This window comes from Planctomycetaceae bacterium, from assembly GCA_041398785.1.
Taxonomy (GTDB): Bacteria; Planctomycetota; Planctomycetia; order Planctomycetales; family Planctomycetaceae; genus JAWKUA01.
This window is the reverse complement of record JAWKUA010000005.1, coordinates 38,133-63,284: the sequence shown is the minus strand read 5'-3', so window position 1 is coordinate 63,284 and position 25,152 is coordinate 38,133. Positions and strand designations below refer to the sequence as shown.

Annotated in this window: 15 protein-coding genes and 1 pseudogene; 13 read left to right on the top strand and 3 right to left on the bottom strand. The window is 61.0% G+C overall.

The window, feature by feature from the left end; all coding sequences use genetic code 11:
* Nucleotides 1–414 precede the first annotated feature (414 nt).
* From R3C19_07320 to R3C19_07310, 3 genes are read left to right on the top strand one after another with little or no spacing between them, the layout of a single operon-like run.
* Nucleotides 415–1,062: an ECF-type sigma factor gene (locus R3C19_07320; protein ID MEZ6060152.1), complete on the top strand. Its 648-nt coding sequence runs from the start codon at nucleotides 415–417 to the stop codon at nucleotides 1,060–1,062.
* Nucleotides 1,059–3,545 carry an SUMF1/EgtB/PvdO family nonheme iron enzyme gene (locus tag R3C19_07315; GenBank protein MEZ6060151.1) on the top strand — a complete coding sequence of 829 codons (2,487 nt, stop codon included), beginning with the start codon at nucleotides 1,059–1,061 and terminating at the stop codon, nucleotides 3,543–3,545. Before R3C19_07320 ends, R3C19_07315 begins: the two co-directional genes overlap by 4 nt.
* 8 nt (nucleotides 3,546–3,553) lie before the next feature.
* Nucleotides 3,554–4,339: an SDR family oxidoreductase gene (locus R3C19_07310; protein ID MEZ6060150.1), complete on the top strand. Its 786-nt coding sequence runs from the start codon at nucleotides 3,554–3,556 to the stop codon at nucleotides 4,337–4,339.
* Nucleotides 4,340–4,650: 311 nt separating this feature from the next.
* On the opposite strand, the gene R3C19_07305 is transcribed toward R3C19_07310, so the two are convergent.
* The gene (locus tag R3C19_07305; protein MEZ6060149.1) at nucleotides 4,651–7,356 is read right to left on the bottom strand and encodes a DUF1592 domain-containing protein; all 2,706 of its coding nucleotides are present in this window, start codon (nucleotides 7,354–7,356) and stop codon (nucleotides 4,651–4,653) included.
* Between the two features lie 512 nt (nucleotides 7,357–7,868).
* Between R3C19_07305 and R3C19_07300 the strand changes: the two genes are divergently transcribed.
* The 10 genes from R3C19_07300 (at nucleotide 7,869) to R3C19_07255 (ending at nucleotide 22,784) form a co-directional block, all read left to right on the top strand.
* The gene (locus tag R3C19_07300) at nucleotides 7,869–8,234 is read left to right on the top strand and encodes a hypothetical protein (protein MEZ6060148.1); all 366 of its coding nucleotides are present in this window, start codon (nucleotides 7,869–7,871) and stop codon (nucleotides 8,232–8,234) included.
* On the top strand, nucleotides 8,234–8,602 hold the full coding sequence (locus R3C19_07295; GenBank protein ID MEZ6060147.1) for a hypothetical protein: 369 nt from the start codon (nucleotides 8,234–8,236) through the stop codon (nucleotides 8,600–8,602). The genes R3C19_07300 and R3C19_07295 overlap by 1 nt, the downstream gene beginning before the upstream one ends.
* Nucleotides 8,599–13,161, top strand: coding sequence for a DUF6603 domain-containing protein (locus tag R3C19_07290; GenBank protein MEZ6060146.1), 4,563 nt, complete (start codon nucleotides 8,599–8,601; stop codon nucleotides 13,159–13,161). Before R3C19_07295 ends, R3C19_07290 begins: the two co-directional genes overlap by 4 nt.
* Nucleotides 13,158–14,624: a hypothetical protein gene (locus R3C19_07285; GenBank protein ID MEZ6060145.1), complete on the top strand. Its 1,467-nt coding sequence runs from the start codon at nucleotides 13,158–13,160 to the stop codon at nucleotides 14,622–14,624. Before R3C19_07290 ends, R3C19_07285 begins: the two co-directional genes overlap by 4 nt.
* 14 nt (nucleotides 14,625–14,638) lie before the next feature.
* Nucleotides 14,639–15,352 (top strand): hypothetical protein, encoded by a 714-nt coding sequence (locus R3C19_07280; GenBank protein MEZ6060144.1) that lies wholly within the window; start codon nucleotides 14,639–14,641, stop codon nucleotides 15,350–15,352.
* 37 nt (nucleotides 15,353–15,389) lie between these two features.
* On the top strand, nucleotides 15,390–15,575 hold the full coding sequence (locus tag R3C19_07275) for a hypothetical protein (protein ID MEZ6060143.1): 186 nt from the start codon (nucleotides 15,390–15,392) through the stop codon (nucleotides 15,573–15,575).
* 15 nt (nucleotides 15,576–15,590) lie between these two features.
* Complete coding sequence (locus R3C19_07270) at nucleotides 15,591–19,352, top strand: hypothetical protein (GenBank protein MEZ6060142.1); 3,762 nt, start codon at nucleotides 15,591–15,593, stop codon at nucleotides 19,350–19,352.
* Between the two features lie 497 nt (nucleotides 19,353–19,849).
* Nucleotides 19,850–20,542, top strand: coding sequence for a flavin reductase (locus R3C19_07265; GenBank protein ID MEZ6060141.1), 693 nt, complete (start codon nucleotides 19,850–19,852; stop codon nucleotides 20,540–20,542).
* Complete coding sequence (locus R3C19_07260; protein MEZ6060140.1) at nucleotides 20,539–21,759, top strand: M20 family metallopeptidase; 1,221 nt, start codon at nucleotides 20,539–20,541, stop codon at nucleotides 21,757–21,759. The genes R3C19_07265 and R3C19_07260 overlap by 4 nt, the downstream gene beginning before the upstream one ends.
* Nucleotides 21,756–22,784: a DUF1611 domain-containing protein gene (locus R3C19_07255; GenBank protein MEZ6060139.1), complete on the top strand. Its 1,029-nt coding sequence runs from the start codon at nucleotides 21,756–21,758 to the stop codon at nucleotides 22,782–22,784. Before R3C19_07260 ends, R3C19_07255 begins: the two co-directional genes overlap by 4 nt.
* 36 nt (nucleotides 22,785–22,820) lie before the next feature.
* Here R3C19_07255 and R3C19_07250 read toward each other — a convergent pair.
* Together R3C19_07250 and R3C19_07245 are read right to left on the bottom strand one after the other, a co-directional pair.
* Nucleotides 22,821–24,473: pseudogene (locus tag R3C19_07250) on the bottom strand (Na/Pi cotransporter family protein).
* A gap of 128 nt (nucleotides 24,474–24,601) precedes the next feature.
* On the bottom strand, nucleotides 24,602–24,769 hold the full coding sequence (locus R3C19_07245) for a hypothetical protein (protein ID MEZ6060138.1): 168 nt from the start codon (nucleotides 24,767–24,769) through the stop codon (nucleotides 24,602–24,604).
* Nucleotides 24,770–25,152: the final 383 nt, after the last annotated feature.

Genomic DNA, 25,152 nt, shown 5'->3' with positions numbered 1-25,152 from the left:
GATGCGGTCTTCCAGAGCTTCGATGTCCGGACGTTCTGCCTGGGGTCGTCGTCGTTTGCCGGCGGATCGCCAGCTCGCGGGCCGATTGCGGCGGGCCGATTCCGCAATTCTCGATTTCAATCCTGTCAGCCAGTGTCGAGTGGATGTGGTCAACATGGTCATTTCTCCTGGACGAAGTGTCAGAACGGCGAACTGAAGGGATGCGGGCGTTGTCATTCCTGAATGAACAGCCTCGCCCCAGGGGCTCGTCAGCGGCCGACATTTGCGACACATAATTTTGGAGTTTTCTCGATCGGACCGTTTCCACCCCGTCATTCCCGCGCCGGCGGGGATCAAGCCGGACGCACGGGGTTCCCGCCTGCGCGGGAATGACGGGGATACGACTTCTCGCGGAATTCCTCAGGAGTGGTTACGATGCAAGCAGCGGTGCCGACTCTGACAGGCGACGATTCCATGCACGTCGACGAATCCATCACGCTTTGGATTGACCAGCTTCGCGCCGGAGATTCTTCGGCGGCTCAGAAGTTGTGGGAGACGTATTTTCAGCGCATGGTCAATCTGGCTCGCGGCCGGCTGGACGGCGCGTCGAAGCAGATGGCAGACGAGGAGGACGTTGCTGTCAGCGCGTTTCGCAGTTTCTGTATCGGAGCGCAGGAGGGACGCTTTACGCAACTGACTGACCGTACCAACCTGTGGCCGCTGCTGATTGCGATCACCGCCAACAAGGCCGTTGATCTGATCCGGTACAACAACCGCGCCAAACGCGGCGGGGCTCAGGCGCTGGAAAGCACTGTCATTGAACGAGCCCGGCCGATTTCTCCGGATGAAGTGTTCACGAATGAGCCGACTCCGGAATTCGCAGCGCAGGTTGCCGAAGATCTGCAACGGCTGTTGAAGCGGCTGGATGATGCGCGCGACCCGCAGTTGCAGCAGATTGCTTTGTGGAAGATGGATGGTGAGTCGAACACGGACATCGCCGTGAAACTCGGTTGTGCGCGGCGCACCGTGGAGCGTAAGCTGAGGATGATCGCTTCACTGTGGAGCCGGGATGAACCCGCATGACCGACACGTCCTTTGATCATCTGCCGGACCGGACGCTGATCCGCGTCAACGAACTGTGCAACCGGTTCGAACGGCACTGGCAGACTCAGGACCATGAATCGATCGAATCACTGCTGGAACTTATCGACGCCGAACACCGATCTCTGCTGGCCGCCGAACTGATCGCACTGGAACTGGAACTGCTCACCAGTCGCGGCGAAACCGTGATCGAGGACGAATACCTGCGCCGGTTCCCGTTTGTCGACGCGTCACTGATCCATGCCGCCGCGGAATGCGAAACAGCGGCGGGGCGCGGGCCGGTTCTGTTCAGCGATGACGTTTCAGAATCGAAGCAGATCGGCGAATACACCGTGCTGGAACGAATCGGATTCGGCGGCATGGGCATGGTCTACAAGGCAGTCCATCGCCGGATGAAGCGAGTTGTCGCGATCAAGCTGCTGCTGCCGGAGTACGCTCACAACGCGCTTCGTGAACGCTTCGGCCGGGAAATTCTCGCGGCGGCAAAGCTATCGCACCCGAACATCGTGGCCGCCTACGATGCCGGTGACTTCCGCGCGCCGTATCTGGTGACGGAGTTCGTTGACGCTCAGAACCTGTCGCAGGTCATTCGTGAATCCGGACCGCTGCCGGTTTCCGAAGCGCTGGATGTCATCATTCAGGCGGCGCACGGCCTGCAGTACATCCATGAACGGGGCATCATTCATCGCGACATCAAGCCTGCGAATCTGCTGCTGGATGATTCCGGACAGTTGAAGATTCTGGATGTCGGTCTGTCGCGGCTGCGGAATGAAGACCCTTCCGGGGACAACAACGGCGTGGGCGACCTGTCGAGTTCCGGCATGGTCATGGGAACCATCGCCTGCATGGCTCCGGAACAGGCCTGCAACAGCCGCGATGCCGATGAACGGTCCGACATCTACAGTCTCGGCTGCACACTGTACTTCCTGCTGACCGGCCGGCATTGTTTCGACGGCGGTTCTTCCCTGGACCGGATTCTGGCCCATCAACAGCAGCCGGTCCCGCCGCTGAAATCGCCATACGGTGACGTGCCTCGCGATCTGTGCGGTGTGTTCCGAAGAATGGTGGCCAAGCGTCCGAACGACCGGCCGGCATCGGCGGCAGCACTGATCGAAGAACTCGAAGCCTGCCGCAACGGTGGTTCCGCTGAACCCGCAACGCAGCAGCTTCCACAACGCGACGATTCTGCTGAAGCCGACCAGCACGGAACTCCGGCACCGGCGGAGCGTCCGGCGCGCGTCGCTGAAACGGCCGTTGATGGTCTGCAATATGAGTTCACTCAATCGCACCGACCACGGCGCCGGACACGATCGTTCACGACCGGACCGGGCGTCATTGGCGTTTTCGCGGTTGCGCTACTGGCGCTGCCGTTGTTGTGGCCGTTGCAAAAGATGTTGTCAGGTCGCGGTCCGGACCGCTTCGGCGAAATCGAACCGCCGCCCGAGACCGAAAACACACCGGACGAACCGGCCCGCGCTATCGCACCGTTCGATGGCGACACGGCGAAGACGATTCAGCAGGCATGGGCGGATAAACTGGGCGTCGACGTGGTGTTGAAGGACGAACGCAGCGGCGTTGACTTTGTGCTGATTCCACCGGGCGAGTTTACGATGGGCAGCACCAGCAAACACGTCAGCGACCTGCAGGCACAGTTCCCCGCCGAGGTTCTCAGCGACTGGCAGAGAGACCTGCTGTTCAGCGAATCACCGTCACGCCGGATCACGATCTCAAAGCCGTTCTATCTGTCTCGAACGGAAGTCACCGTCGAACAATTCCGGCGGTTCGTTGACGATTCCGGTTACGTCACCGAACCCGAACGAACCGATTCGGGAAACGGACTGAAGGACGGACACTGGGTTCGCCAACACGGCGACTTTTTCAACTGGAAGCAACTCGGCGAAGCCACTGCCTGGATGACGGAACAACATCCCGTGGGCAACATCACCTGGTCCGACGCCGCCGCGTACTGTCGCTGGTGCAGCCGTGACGGAATTGTCTGCCGCCTGCCGACGGAAGCCGAATGGGAATTTGCCTGCCGGGCGGGCACGGAAACCAACTGGAGCTGGGGTGACCATCTGGCGGCGGTGCACGAGTATGCCGCGGTTGCTTTCAACACGCCTGTCGATTCGGAACCATTTACGGAACCCGTCGGTCAGAGGCGTCCGAATCCGTTCGGGCTGTATGACATGCACGGAAATCTGTCCGAATACTGCCGCGACTGGTATGCCGCCGACAGCTACGGCGACGGTCAGCCGGCAACAGATCCGCCCGGCCCGTCTCGTCCCGATCCGACAGCGCAGCGCCGCGGCGAGTACCGCGTTCACCGGGGAGGAACGGCGATGGGTGGCGTCCTGGAATCCCGTTCCGCCGCTCGGCAGATGAATTCGATCGACGATCCCAGCGGCGGTGGAATACGGCTGCTGCGGGAAGTCTCCGTCCTCGAAAACTCAGCGGGGCGCCGATGACGGATGACATGGCTGCGCCGACCGAACAACCGAAGGTCGCGCTGATTACCGGCAGCGGGCGTCCCCGCGTCGGCAACGTGATCGCGCGGCACCTGGCGGCTCGGGGATATTCGATCGCGATCCACTTTCATTCATCCGGCAAATATGCCGTACGCACTGTTGACGAACTTCGAACGGCAGGAACGACGTGCCAGGCGTTTCAGGCGGACGTCTCCGATGAAGTCGACGTCGACCGAATGTTCGGTTCCGTTCGGCAGCACTTCGGCCGGCTGGACCTGCTGGTAACAACGTCATCTGTCTGGAAAAAGACACCGCTGTCGGACGTGAACGCCGACGACATCCGCCGCAGTTTCGACGTCAACACGCTGGGCACGTTTTTTTGCGCGCGAGCCGCCGGGCTGATCATGGCGAAACAGCCGGAAGGTGGTTCGATCGTCACCATCGGCGACTGGGCCATCGCGCGTCCGGGCATCGGATTCGCCGCCTACTATCTGGCGAAGGGCAGCATTCCCACGCTGACACGGATGCTGGCCGTCGAACTGGCGGCGCTGAACCCGAAGGTGCGAGTCAACTGCATTCATCCGGGACCGGTCATGTTCCCGCCGTCGTCGTCCGAAGACGAACAGCGGTCGTTGATCGACGCGACACTTGTGAAACACGCCGACTGCCCGGAATCCATCGCCTCGGCGGTGGAGTTCCTGGCGAACAACACGTTCATCACCGGAGCCTGCATTCCTGTGGAAGGCGGCCGATCGATCTTCTCCCCGGGCGACGCGATTGAACGCGGAGTGTAGCAATCGTCTCGAAGCGAACCGGCGGGCTCTGCAGGACGCACTTCACTGATGGGCGAGTGACCATTGAAACGATACCATCAAACATGAAGCAGGATTCATCACCCTCCTGGCGAAGCCGGGGAGGGTCGAAGTTGATCCGTGTTCAGCGGATCGACGAGGGGAGGGCCGGGAACGGCGAGTGACGTCGCAAGTCGCGTCCCCTGCGAACGACCCTCCCCGAGTCGAATCGGCTGAACGCCGATTTCGCCATCGACCCACTGCGCGGGAAGGTGAAAGTTCATCCGCGGTTCTAACAAGTTGACCATTCGCCGTTACTGCTCGGCGGGACGCATGACTTCGGTCGCCGTCATCTGCACCAGGTCGCTCATCAGGATTTCGGTCAGCAGGTTCCGGTACGTGCCGCCGTTTGCCAGTGCCTGCCGGTGAATTTCGTTCACGGTGCGAGCATCTGCGGAGGTCAGCGGGCGGCCGAGAGCGAATTGTGTCAGCTTCCAGGTGATCGTTTCCTTAACGCGATCACTGGCCGCCAGCAGGTCCGCCAGGTCGGCGGCAGTGGAGTACGCCACCGGCGCTTCGGCTCCGGGAAACAGGATTTCTCCGTCTGAACGCAGGACGTTGCCGTGTTCGTCCTGTTCATGAAACGCTCCCAGGCCGTCGAAGTTTTCGAGACCGAAGGCCAGTGGTTCGAACTTCACATGACAGCCGCGGCAACTTCCGTTGGCCAGTCGACCTTCGGAGATCCCGCGCTGCGTCAGTCCGGCTTTCGTCGGAACGGGAGTCGTGTCGACGCAGGGCGGAGGATCCCTGACAACTCCCCGCAGCAGGTCATGCATCACAAACAGACCGCGTGCAACCATCGACGCATCGTCACCGCCGACAGTCAGAATGCTGCCGTGAGTCAGCAGGCCGCCGCGGCCCGGCACTGACGACACATCGTATCTTGCCACGACATCATCAGCCGCGGACTCACCGCCTTCGCGCAGGGAGTCGGCGTTAGGGATGTTGTAGAACTTCGCCAGCCGCGGCGTCAGAAACGTGACCTGAGCATTCAGCAGATCGGACAGCGGACGGTTCTGCGTCCACACGACGTCCTCGAAAAACGCCAGAGTTTCCCGTCGCATGTCATCGGCCAGCGCGGCGTTCCAGTCGGGGAACCTGTCGCGGTTCGGCTGCAGGTTGTTGAGCCGAGTCAGGTTCAGCCATTCGGAAGCGAATTGCAGCGAACGCGTGACGGCTCGCGGATCGTCCAGCATGCGATCAATCTGCCGGCGGATGTTTTCACCGTCGAGTTCTCCCATGTCGGCGGCTCGCAGAAGTTCCTGATCCGGCGGTCCTCCCCAGATCGTGTAGCTCAGCCGTGACGCCAGTTCGAATTCCGAAACCGGCCAGCGTTCACCGTCACCGGCCTGAGTTTCCATGCGATACAAAAATCGCGGCGACTGCAGCATGGCTTCGACAATCAAACCGACAGCCTCTTCAAAGTCGCCGCCGGTGCTGGCCGTCGTTGTGGAAATTCCGCGGAAGGCGATCACTTCCCGATCGTCCAGCGGGCCGCGCAACAGCCAGCGGCCCATCCGGGAAATCAGGTCGCCCATGTCATCGTCGGTAAAGCGTCGCGATGACGAAAACTTCAAAGCAAACGCGTTGATGTCCATGCGTTCGACAATGACCTGAGCGAGCTGGCCGTAGGCGTCGACATGCTTCAGATCCACATTCAGGTTGTAAGCCGTGTTGCTGAATCCGTCGGCACGCAGATCGGGTGGCAGCAGTTCGCGGGCTTCCTTCGAAATATCAACGCCGACGGTGCTGCGAACGGATTCGATGTATTCCGGAATTGTCAGCCGCCGCAGCCAGTTCTCGCCGGCCGGACCGTCGTGGGCGTAGACGGCCGGATCGATCGTGTCCAGCGTCCAGGAAGCTCCGTCGTCGATCCATTGGCGCAGGATCTGCTTTTCTTCCGACGACAGAGGCGCACGTTCCAGCGGCATCGATTCACTTTCCACCGCCGCCCACAACGGACTGCTCGCGGCCATTCCGGGAACAATCACGCGGCCGTTGTCTCCACCAGCCAGCGCCGACTTTTGCCGGGAAAGATTCAGCCCGCCGGATCTGTTCGCCGCGTCGTGACATTCCAGACAGTGCTTCGCCAGCAGCGGAGCCACCTGAGTTTCGAAGACGTGTGCTCGTTCGTCGCGCGCCAGCGGCTGGACAGGAACCGCTGTGGCGTCAGGGCCCGCTCGAAAATTCTGCACCACTTCTTCGGTCAGCAGATCGCGGCTGTAGACGGCCACCAGGTAATACGTGCCCTTCCACGGCCGATCGTTGGAATGTTCATTCGCCAGAGCCAGCAGGTAGGAATCATTCCAGTTGGAGGTGCGTCCGAAGACGTGTCCCTGTTCGGCGAGTTCCCCGTTCAGAAAGATGCGAGCCTCGCCGGACAGGCTGCGCGTGTAGACAACGTGAGTCACTTCCGCGGTCAGACTCTGCGGCGGCGAACTGACGGACGGAATGCCGTTGGTGCTGGTTTCGCGAGTGCGCAGCCGGATGTCGTAGCGGTTTCCGTCCTGCCCCAGCGTGAAGTCACGTTCGCTGCCGTTTTTTGACAGTGTCACAATTCGCGCCGGTCCCTTTTGCGAAGCGTCGGCCGGACGAATCCACGCTTCGATCGTCAATTCGCCGGTTCGCCGAATCGCTTCAATCAGACGCCGCGGAGGAGCTGCGGAACGAATGATGGTTTCGCCGACGATCTCAAGCGCCCCGTCTGATCGGCGGACGGCGTCGACACTGGCGATTTTCAGATCCGTCGGCGGCACGGCTCCGGAACGATCGCTGACAATGTCACCAGCTTCCATCCGAAAATCGTAGATCGCCAGCAGTCCCGATTGCACACGCTGTGGCTGATCGTTCGATGTGGCGGCCGTTTCATCGGCAGCGACGGCAGGCCGCGAGACGCCACTCAGCAGCATTCCGACCGCCAGAATCCACATGAAACTTCGTGAGTGCTTTCGTCCGGTCATGATCGGCGGTTCTCCTGAAACCTCCATCGTGGCGGAACGACCGCAGTTTGTCGAGACGCCCGCTGCACACACAGTTTTCCAATCGCAGAGAGTCATGCAACCACGGCCTCGGCGCCACGCGATTCTGTGACAAGACGCTTTTCCGCATTCGACGCAAGCCGACCCGCGTCAGGTCCTTATTCCGTGCGCCGGGCCGGTGCAGGATGTCGCCGGGTGCAATGATCTCGTCCGACACTTTTGCCGCCCTGCACCGAGGACCGCCATCCGGGATTTCCTGCCGTCAATGGTGGGCTTGTGTTCACGTGGATTAGCGATAGGATGCGCAGCAGTGACTTGTTTAACAGTGCGTGTTCGTGTGTTGCGTTCCTCGTTCTTTCTGGTCGGGGGGTGTTGCCGTGGATGTCGTGTTGTTGACGATCTCGGCACGGGACGTTCAGCTCCGTGTCCGCCAGCGTCTTCTGGGACTGAACGCGAACGCTCGACGCGTTGTCTGGCAATCAGGATCGCACGCCGTGCTGATCCACGCCGACCGCACTCAGGCGCGGCTGCTGGACGGCTGGCTGGTTGTTGGTCTGCTGCTTGAGACGGAACAGACCGGCCGCCGTTCGCTGGAAATCGTCTACTTCCTTGGCACTCCGAATGAGGCCGACGGAATCTCGGCCGCAGCCCGCATCAATGCCGCCGACCGCGAAACCGCAATGCTGGCTGAAGTCTGGGGGGACGACCTGCAGCGAGTCGTTTGGGACGCTGTGCAGGATGCGATCCAGATTGCGCTGCAGACAGCGCGTCGGCAATTTGCGAATGAGCCGCTCACGCTGCGAGGCTTTACAGCGTCACCGGAAGGAATCGACGTCAGCGTTGTTGCAGGAGAGATCTGATGGCTGCGTTCGACGTTGCTCTGGTGGAACTCGGGCACCTGCTGGGGCTGTTCAAGGCAAGCGGCGAGGTCGACTGGAGCTGGTTCGGCGACCCGTTCGGAAATTCGCTGAACGCTCTCCCAGCCGAACGCGAACGTATCGGGGCTCTGGTGCGGGCGTTGCTGGAACGGCCTGCGCCGACGGGTGAGTTCAACTCTGCCGCGAACTGGGAACCGGTTGTCGACACGAACAGCGTTGGTCTCGGGTTCGCGTGGACGAAGGCTGGTCCGCTGCAGATCGGTCTTGGAGCAAAGGCGAACGTGCCGGTTGCTGGACAGCAGATCACGTTGGCGACGCTGGCCCGGCTGATTCAGATTGCCGGCCGGTGACTCCGCAGCTTGGACAGGTCGTATTCAGCGGTGCGTTTCCGGTTCCCGACTTCCTGGCATCCGGTGAATTGACGGGGGAAGTCGGCACGGCCGCAAACACGATCGGTCTGAAGGCCAGCCGATCGGCGAGCGATTCGCGCCAGCTTGATTTTCCGAATCCACTGATTGCCTGGGACGCCGCGCGGCTGGCGGTGTATGTGCTGAAGTCGTGGATCGCGCAGCGTGCTGCGGCCAACGAGGAATTCTTCAAACGGATCAATAACCACCTGTTTCCAATGCTCGGAGATCCGGCGGGCGTGATTGCCGCGTTTCCGCTGGTCGCGCCGATGAAGACTCCTCCCAACTTCGACGCATGGCGATCTACGGTGCTGACCACCAACAACAGCGCCACCGGTGCGCTGACGTTCCTGTGGCATCTGCGAGCCTTGTTGACGGGCAACGAGAATCCCAGTTTTCTCGACGGATCGTTCTTCTTTCCGCTGACAGGTGCCCCGCAGGCCGGTGTGCCGCCCGTGCTGGCCGATGCCGCGGGCAACTACGCTCGACCGACCGGGACGAATGGTGCCTGGGTCGGTCTGCTGACTCCGCCGAGCGAACCGGCGAACACCTTCACGCTGGTTCTCGATCTGGAAACGACCGCTCCGGCTCGCACGTGCCGCATTCCGCTGGGACGCTTCGACGGCGCTACGTTTACGCGCCCGAATCTGGATGCAAGCTGGCATGACATTGTGCAGTTCATCGCCGCGGGGGCCGGACTTTCGATTGGCAATGAACTGCTGACGGCCGCCGTCGACGGTGCGGGCTTCAAACTGAGTCTGTTGCGCACAACCGTCGTGGGATCCGGACTTGCCGGGTTTGACGGCAACTATGATCTGTCATTGCGGCTGGAAACCGGCAAGCCGCCGGAGTTCGTGCTGGGCACTCCCGCGCTGAACATCGTGTTTCCGCCGGAAGCGAATGCTCCTGAGCAGTTGCTGGGCGACATCGTCATCTGGGCATTGAAAGCCGCCGCGCCGAACACGGATCTCGGCCAGTTGATCACAACCGCGGCGGACTTCATCAACGCGGAAGTGACCGGCGGCAGTCCGGATGCTGTTGTCCTGCTGACAAGAGTCGCGGGCGTCGCCGGGCAGGGACAGGAGATCGAGCTGGCTCTGTCTTCGGACGCGTCGCTGGACATCGGTGTCCAGAACGGGAAGGTCGTTGTTGGTGTCGAGTTCGGTCCGATTGAAGACGAAGACGTACCAATCTTCGTGGGACGGCTGAAGGGCGGAGTCACCGTCAATCCGTCGTCGGCGACCGTGCTGGACGGATTCACGCTGGGGTTTGAGAATCTGCGGCTGAGCAACACCGGCAACGGGTCCGGGATTGTTGCCTCGCTGATTCCCGACATGCGGCCGATGCCGGGATTCCATCTGTCGGCAACGTACGCCGCGCCCGGTTCGCTTAAGGTGACAGGCGGCGGAAAGATCCCGATCCAGCGCACGATCGGCCCGTTGGAAATCGCGGCGCTGCTCGTGGACGTGCGCGAAGAATCGATGGCCGTCGGACTTGATCTGGGCTTCGAACTCGGGCCGATTGCGGTGGCCGCCTATGAACTGGGGCTCAGATTTCGTTTCGGCGACGGAGACGTGGAACCGTTCCTGCACGGCCTTGGTCTGTCGATGGACACCGGCGTGCTGCGACTGGCGGGATTCTTCGCCGCCGTCGAAAACAACGGCCAGACCGACTACGTAGGCGGCGCGGTGGTGTCCGTCGCCGGGTATTTTGAACTGTCGGCGATCGGCGGATACACGCAGCTTCCGGACGATACTGCATCGCTGTTCATCTTCGCGTCGCTTGTGGCACCGCTGGGCGGACCACCGTGGTTCTTCATCACCGGAGTCGCCGGTGGTTTTGGATTCAATCGATCGTTGCCGGCTCCCGGACTTCTGCTCGATCATCCGTTTCTGAAAGTCATGCGGGGCGAGATTTCGATCGGCGGTGGCAATGCGGCGGAAGACCTGAAATCGCTGAGCGTGCATTTTGCCGCGGTGAAGGGGCAGAACTGGATTGCCGGCGGCATTCAGTTCACGGCGTTCGGTTTCATCAACGGCAAAGTTGTTGTGGCGATCGGATTCGGCCGCGGGTTCTCGATTCAAATTCTCGGCATGGCGTCCTTCGGCATTGAGCCGCTGTGTTATTTCGAAATCGGCATTGAGGTCACGGCGGACGAAGAGAAATTCATCATGCGGGCGCGGCTGTCGCCGAACAGCTACGTCATTCACCGCGACATCTTCAGTCTGCAGGGCGACTTCGCGCTGTGCGCCTGGTACCGGGAACCTCACAAGGGCGACTTTCTGTTTTCCATCGGCGGCTATCACCCGCTGTTCGCAAAGCCGGAACATTATCCGGAACTGATTCGCGTTGGCGCGAAGGCCGTCATCTACAGCGTTGTGCATCTGTCGGTGGAAACGTTTTTCTGCTGCACACCGCAGGCGCTGATGGCCGGAGCGAAGGTTTCGCTGTGGGGCGAGTTCGCAGGTATCGAAGCCGGCCTGGACGTCTATGTCGATGTGCTGATGAAGTGGGATCCGTTCTTCCTGCGCGCAAGGTTGGGTGTTCACATCTGGTTTGTGTTCTTCGGCAGGCACGAAATCGGTGTCGATCTGGATGTCTGGACTCCGGAATTCGGCGGTAACGCCAGGATCGACCTTGCACTGGTCGAGTTCGACGTGGACTTTGGCAAGAAGCAGCATGAGCCTCCTCCTCCGCCGTTGTCCGATTTTCTTAGTCGACAGATCGGCGTTCCGGCCACGTCGTGGAACGGTGGTGCTCGTACGGCGGCGTTCAGCACGGCGGCCGGCGCGGGATTGTTTCGCGTTGAGTTCCTCACGGGACGTTCCGGCAAACTGCCGCCGGATGATGAGGACAAGGAAAAGCAGGAAGGACTCGACCCAGCCCAGCCGGTGCGGCTGGCTCCGGAATTCAGTTTTCTGGTACGCACCCGTTTGCCGATCGGAAAGCTCGACACGTCGACGGATCCGCTGCCTTCAATCAGCGGAGAAATCGATCTGCCGTTATGCACCGGACCGGGCAGCAACTGGCTCGATCGACCGACAACCCTGGCCATCGGTGCATCGAAGATCAACCAGGCAAAACGTCAGTGGCTTGCCGACTATTTTCCGCAGGCGAACTTCGGTGATCCTGTGCCCGAAGCGCAGGTCAGCGAACGTGACACGATTTCGAATATCAAGACGAACGAGCCGTCGATCGCACTGATCGAAGGCATGATCGTCCGGTACGAACCTGTCATTCCCGCGACCCCGCCGCTGACGGCACCGACGGGAGAACCTTCGGACCCGGACGATTCGTACCCCGTCCCGCTGGGGGCACCTGTCGGCGGCGGAGTTTCGCTGGGGGCGATCAAACAGCGTTATTCGTTCGGCAATGCTGCTGCCATCACTCTGAAGTTGTCTTCCGGCATCCAACGCCGCAGCGCAGCTCTGGCGGACCTGCGAGCCCGTAAGCGTCGGCCGCTGACTGTGAATCTTCGAACGGCGGAACTGCAGCGGCTGTCAAAGCTGTCTGCCGGAATCGTGCTGACGGTTGCCGGAATCGGTGCGGGCGATTTTCCCGTGATGTCACCGCCTGCGTCGCCCGCTCGACCCGCCGAAATGTTTGCGGTCCAACTGAGAACTCTGCCGACGCGTTCCAACGAACCTGTGCAGAAACGGCAGATGGAAACGCTGACGCCGCCGACGTTGCTGAAACAAACGACGCTGACGCCGCAGGACGGAGTGCGCGACCGGTTCCAGGCCGCGTTGCGAGTTCCCGCCGGCCAGGTGTCAATGATCGAACTCGGAGGTGAGCCGCGCGGCGGGTCGCTGCAGTTCAGCGGTGAACAGTCAACTCGCGCCATCTTATTCGATCGCGGCGGCGCCGTTGTGACCGATTCGACGGTGCGAGGTTCCGCGGCTCTGAAGCTGTCGTCGAAGGCCGCGCGAGCCGTGCTGATCGGCGAGGGCCGTTCGAATGAACCGACTGCGGTCGGTGTCGAACGCGAATCGATTCTGCTGGCCGTCGGCAGCCGGCAATTCGTCGGACACGGCTGCGTTGTCGGCGTGTGTTCCGGATTCGATCTGGCTGTCAGCCCGATGGACAGTCTGCCCGGCGCGGAGCTGTTCGAACACGCGTCGATGCTGCACGTGTCGTTCGCCAGCGCTGGCCGCGCGGGAGGTTCGCTGGTGCTGAAGCTGGTGCCTGCCGTCGATCAGCCTGGCCCCGCAGCGGAGCAGCTGCGATGGATGAGCGAAAACGCCAGCCTGAAGTCGCTGATCCCCGTCGTGTCGGCCGGTCGTGTCGCGATGGTGATGTCGGCTCGAGCGACGTCGCCCTGGTCCGTCACTGTGGACATCGGCCCCGATTGGAAGTTCGACGGCATCGTATTCATTCCGCGATCGTCACGGCTGGTGGCGGCCGATTTACAGCGCGACCGCAACTGGGATCTTGTCGACGACGCGATGCCCGTGGATCGCAGAAACCTGGTTACGTCCGTCAGCCTGGAGGTCACGGCATGAAACAGATCTACTCCTCGTGCATCCCGCTCGTGAAAGCCGGGAAGTCGGAACCGATCACGGTCTCGCAGACGCTGGACGGCCGGTTGAAGCAGGACGGGCCGGCGACAGTGCATGTCCGTATCGACGGCCCGCAGACGGCGCTGCTGGCGGACATGATCGCCGGCGTGTACCCGTCGCCTGGAAGTGACACGTCGCCGGATGAGTTCCTGCCACACATCGCCCTGTCGCGGCGCACGCTGCCGTGGGAACGGACCGGCCCGAATGCCGACGCAGCGACTCCCTGGCTGGCACTGCTGCTGTTCAGGGAATCCGAACTGCGATCGCCCGCACAGCGAAAGCAGGCACCAACTGTGTCCGTCAGCAAGCTTCGTGTTCAAAGCATTCAGGACCTGAAGACACGCACGCGGCTGATGACCACGCTGCAGATTTCTCCGGAAACGGAAGTCAGTACGCTCACCGTTGCGAACTCTTTGCTGAGTCAGATCATGCCGCAGGAATCGGAACTGCCGCTGCTGTGCCACATGAAACGGGAAACGATCGGCGGCGCGGATGTCGACCATGCGATCGTTGTCTGCAACCGCCTGCCGGATGCTGCGGCTGCCGCCGGTCAGAAGCCGGAACTGCATACCGCTGTGCTTGTTTCTGTCGAGCAGGCGTCGGAGTTGTTTCCGCCGCCGGCCGCGGGATCAACAACGCTGATTGTGCTGCATCACTGGACGTTTCGTCCGTCGCAGGGCGGTGACTTCGAACAGGTCATCAAGTCAATCGCGTATCGGCCACACGGCGGAGTGCTGCGGTTTGGCAACCTTCCGGCACCAGTGACCGCCGGTGAAACGGCACCGCTGTCCGGCGGCTTCAAAGGTCTGATCGACCGCGACGCCTACTTCCTGACGCCGGTCGAACACGATCAGGACGTCAACGCCACGTATCGCAGTCCACTGCATCCCTTCGCTCCGGCGCCGCGCAGTCCGGGTTTCGCCATCGCGCCGGCTCCGGATGAATTTGAAAACGCCGATCAGACCACGCCGCTCGATTTTTCCCACGCCGCGGCGTTTGAACTTGGCCGGCTGCTGGCGCTGAACGATCCCGGAATTCTCGAAGACCTGCGACACGTCAAAGGTACGCTGAAACCGCTGGATGTGCCGGACCTTGTCAATCCGCTCCCCGATGTGCTGCAGAAGCCCGACTGGGTCGTCAATCCCGCTTGGGCCGAACGGCCGTGGGATTCTGCTCTCGGGCAGAATCTTGTGAAGGATCAGAGCCTGTTTTTCGACAAAGGGGTTGGCGACATCACCGGCATCCGCGACCACCTCGGCCAGTGGGATGTCGGCGCGGTTGTCTCCACGCTGAACAGTATCGGTCCGGCCGTGACGACTCCCGTGACGGGACTGAACATCGGCACCGTGACCGCAGCCACGCTGGAGGAACAATTCGCCGACGTTGCTCAGGCAGCTAAGGCCTGACAGGAGCATCATTTATGAAACAACATGTCAGCGCGGCGACCGGAATTCAGTCGGTCCTTGAACTTGTCAGCGGTTACGACATCAATCCCTCACAGGACGGCCTGGAGTTCATTCCGCCGACCGATCTGTCCAAGTGGGACGTCGAAGGCATCGCAATGCCGGACCGCCTGCGCAGCTTTCTGGAAGACATCCGGCTGCTGAGGCGAATTCCGCTCAGCTATCTGGTCCCCGATCCGGATTTGCTGCCGCCGGAATCGATCCGGTTCTTTCACGTCAATCAGACATGGATCGACCGTGTGATCGACGGCGTGTTTTCCAACACAAACATTGGCACCGTCGATTTCCACTACAGCCTGACGACACTGCAGCTCATTCGAGCCGCCATCGATCCGGCACCGTCGGGCATGACGGGAATTCTGATTCGGTCGGAACTGACACGTCGCTGGCCAAAGATGATTGTCCGGGCGTTCAGCAGCACTGCGGCCGGAGTCGATGATCCGTCGACGGTGCCCGTCCTGCGCGCCGAACCGATCTCGCGAGACATCTTCATCGCTCTGTTTGACGGACAACCGCGGCGCATTCACATTCGCGAACCATTCGAAGGCGTGCGATTCGGTGTCGAAAGCGGAGACGCGGGCGGCTACGTCGTCGACCAGCGGAATCCGACGGTACCGTGCTCAACAGCGACGAACCCGTTCCACTTCGTAGTCAGTCAATGCGAACGGTGAATGTCAGCAGCTTTCGTACACAGCTTGCGGCGGCGGAATGGGTGATTCGCGCGGGGTTGCTCTGCATCTGGAACAGCGACCGTTCGTGCAGATCTTTCTGGACAACGTGCCCGAATCCGAAGGCAGCGTGACGCCGCCGCTGAATCTGCAGGTCGCCCTGAAAAACGGCAAACTGTTTACGCTGGAATTCGCAACGCAGGCTCTGTTTCAACTCAAAAACTAGCGCCGGAGGCCGACCGTGATATTCACTTCCAGGCTGATGCCAATGGACGTCGCAGCGCGCGTCGTCAAGTCGCCGGTAACAGTGCCGCTGCTTTCTGATGAGCCCTTCGCTGCCAGCGGAACGCTGGAATCGGGAATTCATGTTCACTGGGCGCTGCCGGACGCGCTGACTCGTCCCAAAGCGAATTCGTCGCACCCACCTCGCTTTCACGGCGTGCCTGACCTGTGGCTGGTCGTGCGATTCAATCCCGTCAGTGGCAACAAACGAACCTATCGGGCGTGGGTTGTCGACTCGTTTGCAGAAACCGTGACGCCGCTGGCCGACTGGATTCCTCCGGAAAGCCGCGACGAAGCGCTGATTCACACCGCGCCGGGCCTCATCAGGCGAGTCGGTCGCGGCTGGGGCGAGTGGGACAACAACCAGCCGTTCGATGCGCTGACGACGGCCTATTATCCGGCGTGTCGTACGCGGCTCGGCTTTCACGACGATCTGTCAGACCTCGTCGGCGTCAGAACTGGAACGGTCAGCTACACCGTCATCGGCTGGTACTCGCGCAGCAGCTTCGATCCGTTTTACAACGATGGGCTGCGGCGAAAAGATCGCATGGGCCATCGCGCCGACCTGCGGATCAACAAGGTCGTCACGACTCCCGTTTCCATTGCGACCGAGCGGACGGATCTCGACTGGAACGTCGAGGTCCGCACGCGGCGCGCCGAGCGAATCAGCAAAGGTGAAGCCATCGCGCTGAATACAGCGGCCGCGGTTCGCGAGGCCGCATTTCGCCAGCGGTCGGAATCATTGAAGGATCTTGTTGCCGCGCTGCCGGTGTCTCCGGACAGTCCGCAGCACGCGGTTGTTGATTCACTGATGCCGGATTCCGTCAGGACACACACGATCTGCCACGGTTCCGTCATGGATGTGCCGCTTCGTCCATTCCGGATGATCGAACTCGGTTCGCTGGCCGGCGATTCGGTGTTTCTGTACCCGAACGTCCAGCGAGCGATGGCGGAAGTCGCCAGCCGGACCGCCGACGAACAGAAAACCGACTGGCTCGACATGATGCTCGGCAATCTGGGACAGCAGTCCGGCAGCACGTCGGGAGTCGTCGATCTGGCGGGAGCTCAGCACGCCAGGACATTCCAGAGTGTCCCCGGCAAGACCCGTTTTTACGCACGACTCGACATTTATCCGCCGCTGATCGACAAGACGAAGTTCATCGGAATAAAAGACCTGTTCGACGACGCTCCGATGGTCTACTCGGGGCACTGGCCGGAGTTCGCTGCGCGGTCCGCCGCTGTCAACGCGCTGATGATGCCGCAGGTAATTTCGCCCGGTTCGCTGAATCAGCCGCCCGCGCAGCCTGCCGGTCCAACGACGGATGAAATCATTGCCTGGATCGAAGAACTGCGAACCGCATTCGCAGCGGCGCGTCAGCAATCGGCCGCCGCTGGCAAGCCACTGGACGAAAGACTGATTCGCATTCACGACCATCGCAGGAATGCTCAGCCCACGCCGCAGGGACGTTCCGCCGACGGACTCGGCCCTGATCAGGCCGGTTGGTGGATCGACCTGGGTGACGAAAACGCACCGATCGACATCGAGAACAATCCGCACCACAAAGAGCTGGCCGAACTGCGTCGCTCAGTCGGTGGCGCGAGGCTGCACATGCCCGATGCGGAGAACATCTTCGAAGTTCCCGGTCCTCGCTGGTATCGACCGTGGGCACCGCATCTGGTGATCTTCGGAACGAAGCGATCGTATCGTCACGGCTTTGACGGTCGCTTCCGCGCGGATGGGCATCTGACAACGCGTGTTTCCGGCGAGTCCATGATCGGCATGAAAGTGGGTTCGGCGACCGTGATGGCGAAGGATCTTATCGGAACAACGGCCGACTTCAGCGCCGCCGGGCTTCCGGCAGCAGCATCGGAATTGATCCAGGAACACCTGCTGTCCGACGCCGAAAACGCGCCGATCATGGCGCGCAACGCACGGCTGAATCCGCGAGCGAATCGCGCCACGACCGAACAGATGGCAGCCGCCAGCCGAGCCATCTGGCTTTCTCGCGGCAATCTGCTGAAACCCGAGGAACGCAGTGCGGTCGACCTGGTCGCTCCGGTTGGAACTCCGTCAAGTGCCGCCGGACTGCAGGCATGGCGAGACTGGTATGGCCCGTTGTTTCTCGATACCCGGTACACTCATCGCCGCAAGCGTTTCAACGACGCGTGGCAGCTTCCGCCCGAGTTTGTGGAAACGATCGACCAAACTCCCGTCGTCCCGCCGGATCGACAGCAGGAAATCACCGAACGTCAGATTGCCACCGTCAGCATCGCAAAGGTGTTGAAGAAAACGCTCGTCACGGAACTGACGATTGATCCGTACGGCAAGCCGATCAAAAAGAAATCACCGCCGGATGGCGTCAATGCACAGACGTTCGACGAAATGGACATCGTGTCGGCGTCGCTGTCGAAACTCGACTACGCGCTGTTTGCTGACGGCGAACGCGAACGAGGCGGCTTCGTTCACATGAACCAGGTTCGAGTGTTTGACACGTTTGGAACGCCGGCGGACTGGTCCTCGAACAACGACAATCTCAATCCGCCGCCGCAGTGGGCGACCGCGCTACCGGCGCGACTGAGTTGCTGGGGGCGTCTGAATTTTCGTCTGCAGTCGGCCAGCGATCCGGCGACGGATGCAGCGCCGCTGACTCCGCCGGTGTGCGGAATCCTGCTGCCGGATTTCGTCGATCAGTCACTCGAAGTTTACGATTCCGATGGCAATGCGATCGGTCAGCTGAGAGCCGATGATCCGATTCGCAACAACAGCGCTACGGCAACGACGCTGTCGGTCACGTTCGAACTGCTGCCGTGGGTCGCCGCAACGTTGCCTCCCGGATCCGATCCCGCTCTGGCCATCAATAACCCGACGCTGCGGAGGTTCGTTCAGTCGCTTCTTGCTCAGTCAGTCGACGTTCCGGCCAACGCCGCGGGCTGGCACGAAACCGGCTTCACGGCGATGCTGCGAGTCTTCGACACCGTTCGCTCGACACTCGATCCCGCCTTCCGCGCCAGTGATTCAAGAGTCCGGCTGCTGGGCGAACCCATTCTGGTGATGAATACCCGGCTGCTGTTTGAAGCGTCGAATCAGACCGCGGCGGAATTGAAATCGACCCCGCAGGCAATCGCAGAACCACCGTCACTTCCGACTCTGCGCGTACGAATCGGTGACGTGACACGTCCGGACGACGGAGTGCTTGGATGCTTTCTGCCTGGCGATACATTCGAAAACGACCGCTTCGCTCCGGTCAGCCGCGAAGCCGCCGAACAGGCTGTCCTGAACCAGATGGTGTTTGGCGCGTCACAGACAATCGAACCGGTCACTCATCCGTTCATCGACGATCAGGTTGCGGAGTTCGATGTTCCGGCCAACACTCCGCTGGATCTGGTGGTGCTGACCGATGCCAGAGGCAGCTTGTATGCAACGTGCGGTGTGCTTCCGCGCAAGGCGATCGTTGTTCCGAAGGACTTCCTGGAACCATCGCTGAAGAAGCTGGAACCCACCTTCCAGGTCGGTCCGGTGCTGAGTTTCGAAGTGCAGGACACACTTGTTCCGGTGGTCCCTGCGCCAACGGTCGAAGGAATGGACACCGAGTTTGTTCACGACGACGAAGAGGCCTACCCGGAACTCCCGCTGCCGCCGGCGCCGCCGACCGCGGAACTTCCTGCCAGTCGAGTGCGGCTGACCGAAGGCTGGGTCCGGATGTCCCGCCAAGAACCGTAGCTCGCGAACACAATCGCCGGTCGAGGGCTGATAATTGATCCTGCCGACGCCCGCACCGACCGCAGACGCGCACGACGTCGTCTGGGCCGCTTTGAAGTCCCTGACGACGTTCAGCGGTGATCTGACTTACGGTGGACTCACAATTCAGCCAGACAAACGGATAGCCGCGTCGCCGTGCATGCTGACGTCGTGCCGACACGTCATCCCCCGCAGGATTCAGGAATTCGGCGCGAGGCACAGGTCGTTCTGCGACGACGGTCGCATAACCGGTCCGCATATTGAGCCGCAATGTGGGATCTGAATCGCCCGTTTTCGCACAACGGCACTGAGAGCGCAACAGGCAACCTTCCATAACGCCGAATGCCAGATCCGGGGCCTGTGTGGTCTGAAATTTGCGAGTGGAAGAATCGAGTGAGATGTGACTCAACAGCCCGGTCGGCCGGGTGCAGCATGGTTCCGCGCGGTCGGACATCGCGGCAACGGTGAGGAGAAACAGCATGACGTCCGGACAAAAAGCAGACGCCGGATCGGGATCAGGCAGGTCGGAAATCAGGCCGCCGGACTCAGGTCAGCCGAATTCCGGACCGCTGGAACTTGTGTCGCTGGATACCAGGCACCGCATCTGGGATCGCTTCTTTATGGTGGCTCCGCTGGTTGTGATCGGAACGAAGGAGCCGGATGGAACATTCGATCTGGCTCCCAAGCACATGGTGACGGCTTTGTCCTGGGACAACTATTTCGGTTTTGTCTGCACGCCGAGCCACGGCACGTATCAAAACATCCGGCGCGAAAAAGTGTTTACCGTCAGCTTTCCTCGAGCCGATCAGGTGGTGCTGACCAGCCTGTCAGCGGCTCCGCGATGCGATTCGAATGCGAAACCGGCACTGGCCGCGTTGCCGACATTTGCGGCCAGCCGGATTGACGGCGTGTGTCTGCAGGATGGATCGCTGTTCTTTGAATGCCGGCTGCATTTAATCATCGACGGCTTTGGACCGAACAGCCTGATCGCCGGTGAGATCATTGCCGCCCGCGCCATTCCCGCAGCCCTGCGCGGCGATGACATCGACGATCAGGACGTGGTGCGAAGTTCTCCGTTGCTGGCCTATCTGGCTCCGGGGCGATTCTGCGAAATCCGCGAAAGTTCGTCGTTTCCCTTCCCACAGGGTTTTACTCGGGAGCCGCAGGGATGAGCGCCGGTCGCGATCGTGCTTTGCGGCTGCGTGACCATCTTGCCGCCCAAACGCCCCAGATGCTGAATCTGCTGACAGCCGTCGCGCTGGCGGAATCTCCGTCCCAGGATCATCAGGCTCAGCGACAGGTTCAGCAACTGTTGTCGTCCGCGCTGCGGGATCGGGGATACCGCGTGCGACACGTCGACGGAAAAACGACCGGCGGACTGCTGCTGGCGATTCCGGAAACGCGGTCGCGGCGCGTTCCGATCCAACTGCTGCTGGGACACTGCGATACCGTCTGGCCGGCGGGCACACTGCAGTCCATGCCCGTCGAACAGCGCGACGGAAACCTGCACGGACCTGGTGTGTATGACATGAAGGCCGGACTGGTGCAGGCGATCTTCGCCGTCGATGCGCTGCGTGCGACCGGAGTCGGTTCCGGAGTCATGCCCGTGTTTCTGATCAATTCCGATGAGGAAATCGGAAGTCCGGAATCGACGCCGCACATCCGTCGGCTGGCGGCATTCGCGGATCGAGCGTTTGTGATGGAGCCGTCGCTGGGACCAGCCGGGCAACTGAAGACGGCACGAAAAGGTGTGGGACGCTTCACAGTGCGCGTGATCGGCCGCGCGGCGCACGCGGGACTCGATCCCGACAAGGGTATCAGCGCCATTCTGGAACTGTCCCATGTCGTGCAGGCACTGTTCGCGCTGAACGATGCCGATCGAGGAATCACGGTCAACGTCGGAACGATCGACGGCGGCCTGCGTCCCAACGTGGTCGCTCCGGAAGCTCGCGCCGAAGCCGATGTGCGTGTACTGACGAACGACGACGCCCGTCACATAGAAGCGGCAATTCATGGACTGAAGGCCAGCGTGCCGGGGACTGAACTGAAGATTTCCGGACACATTGGCCGGCCTCCACTGGAACCAACACCCGGCAACGTTCGGTTGTGGAACGCCGCGCAGGAGCTGGCCGATCAGCTGGGCTTCGACATCGAACAGGGCACCGCCGGTGGAGCCTCCGACGGAAACACGACCAGTCAGTTGACACCGACGCTGGACGGACTGGGCGCCGTTGGTGACGGTGCTCACGCGGTTCACGAACACGTCCAGATTGAACAGATGCCGCTGCGAGCCGCGCTGCTGGCGGGATTGTTGGCGCTGCCGGCTCTGGGGATTGCGGGCGGCAGACAATCCGCGATTCCGGCATCCGCAACGGAGACGTCGTTATGAACACGTCCGCACCGATAAAGCCGCATTTCACATCACTGACACGAATTTCCGACCTGGATGGCGAACCGTATGACGTTCGCCCGTGGACTCGCGACGAATGGCGGACCGGTGATTACGTCGCCGGTCTGGTCGTCAGCGAATGGCATCCGGACGGTCGGCTGGAACTGACAAACGGCCGCGAAATGTGCCCGTCCGCCGGTGATATCGTGATTGGCGCGCTCGGAACCCGCACGGCGACTCTGGAAGCCGTCGGCGACTGGCGAGACATCGGCAGCGATGGAGCGATGGATGCCATGACGGCGGCCGGATTGTTCGGCCGCATTACCTCGATGTCACATTTCCTGGGTCACGTCATCCGGCTGCGCTATCTGGGCCATGTCGTTCGCGGCGAAAACAAAATGATCATGCAGGACTTTGTTCGACCCGCAACTGCAGCTTCAAAGTTCGCAGCCCCCGTCATTCTGATCATCGGTACGTCCATGTCGTCGGGAAAGACGATGTCCGCCCGAGTTCTGGTGCGGTTGCTGACTCGTGCCGGAATGCAAGTCGCGGGAGCCAAGCTGACGGGAGCCGGTCGACTGCGGGACATACTTGCCATGAAGGATGCCGGAGCCGCGGCGACATTCGATTTTGTAGACGTCGGACTGCCGTCCACAGTCTGTCCGGTCGATCAGTATCGTGCTTCACTGAAGATCCTGATGGGACGAATCGCGGAATCGAAACCCGACGTAGTCGTTATCGAAGCCGGTGCGTCGCCGCTGGAACCCTACAACGGCGAAGCGGCCATCGCACGAATTCGTTCACACGTGAAATTCACATTGCTGTGTGCGTCAGACCCGTATGCTGTGGTCGGTGTGACAAAGGGCTTTGGATTTCAGCCGGATCTTGTTTCCGGAGTCGCCACGTCCACAACAGCGGGCTGCCGCGTTGTGGAAGAACTGTCGGGAATCCGTGCTCTGAACCTTCAGGACTCAGGTTCCATTCCGGCGCTGAACGACATGCTGCGGCAGCATTTGGACCTGTAACACATCCATTGGGTGAGATCGCGGACCGAAGACGAATCACTTCTCACCGGCCAGAGCTTCGGCGATGTTTACCAGGTGGTCGCGGATGCGGCGGTAGGACGCGACCTGGCGGTTGTAGGTGACCATCGAACGGGCTTCCAGTTGTTCGCTCGGCGGTTTCGCCAGCAGTCGCTTGTACAGCGTCTTGGCGTGTTTGGTGATGATGTCGCCCTGCGGCAGAGCTTCCACGGCGCCGCCGGCTCGTTCCCACTGTTCGTAGTACTGGCTGACCATGTCCAGATAGTCGGACACCATGTCGTGCAGTTCGAACAGTTCGGCCAGTTGATGTTCGGGAAGCCGCAGTTCGTGGCGGTACAGGTGACGGTTGGCTTTCAGAACGCTGGCGATGCAGTCGCTGACGGATTCGTATTCGTCGGCCATGCGTAACTGACGACGGGCTTCATCGACGACTTCGTGAGGTACATTTCCCACCAGCAGGTTGGACATGAACGTTACGATCTCATCCTGCATCCGGTCCTGACGTTCCTCCATGTCCAGAATCTTCTGAGACAGCGCAGCGTCGGGAGGATCCTGGTGCAGCAATTCCTTCAGCCATGCCATCATCTGCTTGCAGGCGGCGGCCATGTGTAACACTTCCGCTCGCGACTGTTCGACGGCGACAAGCGGCGATTCCAGCATGCGGACATCAAGGTTCGTCAGGTGAGACGCTTCGTCTGCGGAAAGAACTCTGTCCGGAATCAGCCGCTTCAGCAGTTCGGCGAGGTACCCGGCCAGAGGCAGAAAGACGATCGTATTGGTGACGTTGAATCCTGTATGAGTCACCGCGATTCCGGCGGTGATCTGCGAAGCCGACGCGATTCCCAGCGTCATGTCGGCATCCGGGTCACCCAACAGAAAGTAACGGACCAGCATCAGGTAAGACGGAAACACGGCGGTGACCCACAGCACGCCCAGCAGATTAAACAGCACGTGGAAGTAGGCCGCTCGCTTGGCGTTGGTGTTGGCTCCGAACGAAGCCAGCCAGGCCGTGATCGTTGTGCCGATGTTTTCACCCAGCACGAGTGCTGCGGCTGTTTCGAATTCAATAACGCCGATCTGTGCCAGGCCGATCGTGATTCCCAGCGTGGCGGATGAGGACTGCACGATAAATGTCAGGACGCAGCCGACCATCGCACACTTGAGTACTCCGACATACGAATCCGCGCGGAAGGTTTTGAACCACGCTTCGAATTCCGGCAGTTCGCTTGATGATGCCGAAGCCGTCCTTCATCAGTTCCAGTCCCAGAAATACCAGACCCAGCCCCAGAACGGCCAGAGCCATGTAGCGCAGGCGTTCCCGTTTGGCAACAGGTAGACGAAGGCGGCCACGCCCGCCAGCGGCAGGCCGTACTTGCCGACTTTCAGCACCAGAATCCAGCCGGTGATGGTGGTGCCGATGTTGGCACCCATGATGACGCCGACGGCCTGAGCCAGCGTCATGAAGCCGCTGTTGACGAAACCCACCACCATGACGGTGGTAATGGAACTCGACTGCACCAGCATCGTCACGAAGAGCCCAACGCCGGTGGCCATGACGCGGTTGTCAGTCACCAGACTGATCATGCGACGCAGTCGGTGACCGGCAACGGCCTGCATGCCTTCTGACAGATTCTTCATCCCCAGCAGAAAGATGCCGAGTCCGCCGATCACGGTCAGAACCAGCTTCCAGTAATCGGGTTCCCAGAGTTCGACGTAGAAACGCGTGTCAACGAATTCGCCCGCTGCGTTGGACGCCCGGACCAGAATCTCACGTTCCTTTGCCGTCCGTGAACCCCACTTCAGACGCAGAACGTTGCCATCGATTCCGCTTCCGCGACGTCCTTGCCATCGCGAATCACTTCCAGAGTCAGCGGACCGTTGCTCGCGGCGGGCGTTTTGGAAAACACATCGAGCAGATCAATCACCGTATCGGGCGAACCCAGAAACGCCTTCTGATCCGGAATCAACTTGATCGTGGAACCATCGCTGGAACGCGGCTCGGCGTAGGACGGCGTGGCGTGCTGGATGACGCGTCGACATTTGAGGACGCGGCGGCGTCCAGCAATGCGGCGTCAGACTGTAGAACGTTCGCCGTGGCGGAAGCGAACGTTGGCGGTGCGTGGATTCCGACGGGGCCATCGCATTTGCCCATGCCGGGCAATGTCAGGACCAATGCCGCAGCACCGATGAATGGCCATCGCATGAGTGTTTGTTTCGCGCAGGGGATCGGAAAGACGGCCATTCCGTGCCGACAGCATTCGCATCGACGACGATCAAAGCAAAACCAGGACCGGAACAGGGGGGATCAATTGTCCCGGTGTCCGGCAGATGAGTTCATAGCGGTTGTTGC

Coding starts and splice junctions, on each gene's coding strand:
- R3C19_07260 (MEZ6060140.1), top strand. CDS start 20,539: ATGAGCGCCGGTCGCGATCGTGCTTTGCGGCTGCGTGACCATCTTGCC.
- R3C19_07305 (MEZ6060149.1), bottom strand. CDS start 7,356: ATGACCGGACGAAAGCACTCACGAAGTTTCATGTGGATTCTGGCGGTC.
- R3C19_07255 (MEZ6060139.1), top strand. CDS start 21,756: ATGAACACGTCCGCACCGATAAAGCCGCATTTCACATCACTGACACGA.
- R3C19_07275 (MEZ6060143.1), top strand. CDS start 15,390: ATGGGTGATTCGCGCGGGGTTGCTCTGCATCTGGAACAGCGACCGTTC.
- R3C19_07265 (MEZ6060141.1), top strand. CDS start 19,850: ATGACGTCCGGACAAAAAGCAGACGCCGGATCGGGATCAGGCAGGTCG.
- R3C19_07295 (MEZ6060147.1), top strand. CDS start 8,234: ATGGCTGCGTTCGACGTTGCTCTGGTGGAACTCGGGCACCTGCTGGGG.
- R3C19_07320 (MEZ6060152.1), top strand. CDS start 415: ATGCAAGCAGCGGTGCCGACTCTGACAGGCGACGATTCCATGCACGTC.
- R3C19_07285 (MEZ6060145.1), top strand. CDS start 13,158: ATGAAACAGATCTACTCCTCGTGCATCCCGCTCGTGAAAGCCGGGAAG.
- R3C19_07315 (MEZ6060151.1), top strand. CDS start 1,059: ATGACCGACACGTCCTTTGATCATCTGCCGGACCGGACGCTGATCCGC.
- R3C19_07310 (MEZ6060150.1), top strand. CDS start 3,554: ATGGCTGCGCCGACCGAACAACCGAAGGTCGCGCTGATTACCGGCAGC.
- R3C19_07280 (MEZ6060144.1), top strand. CDS start 14,639: ATGAAACAACATGTCAGCGCGGCGACCGGAATTCAGTCGGTCCTTGAA.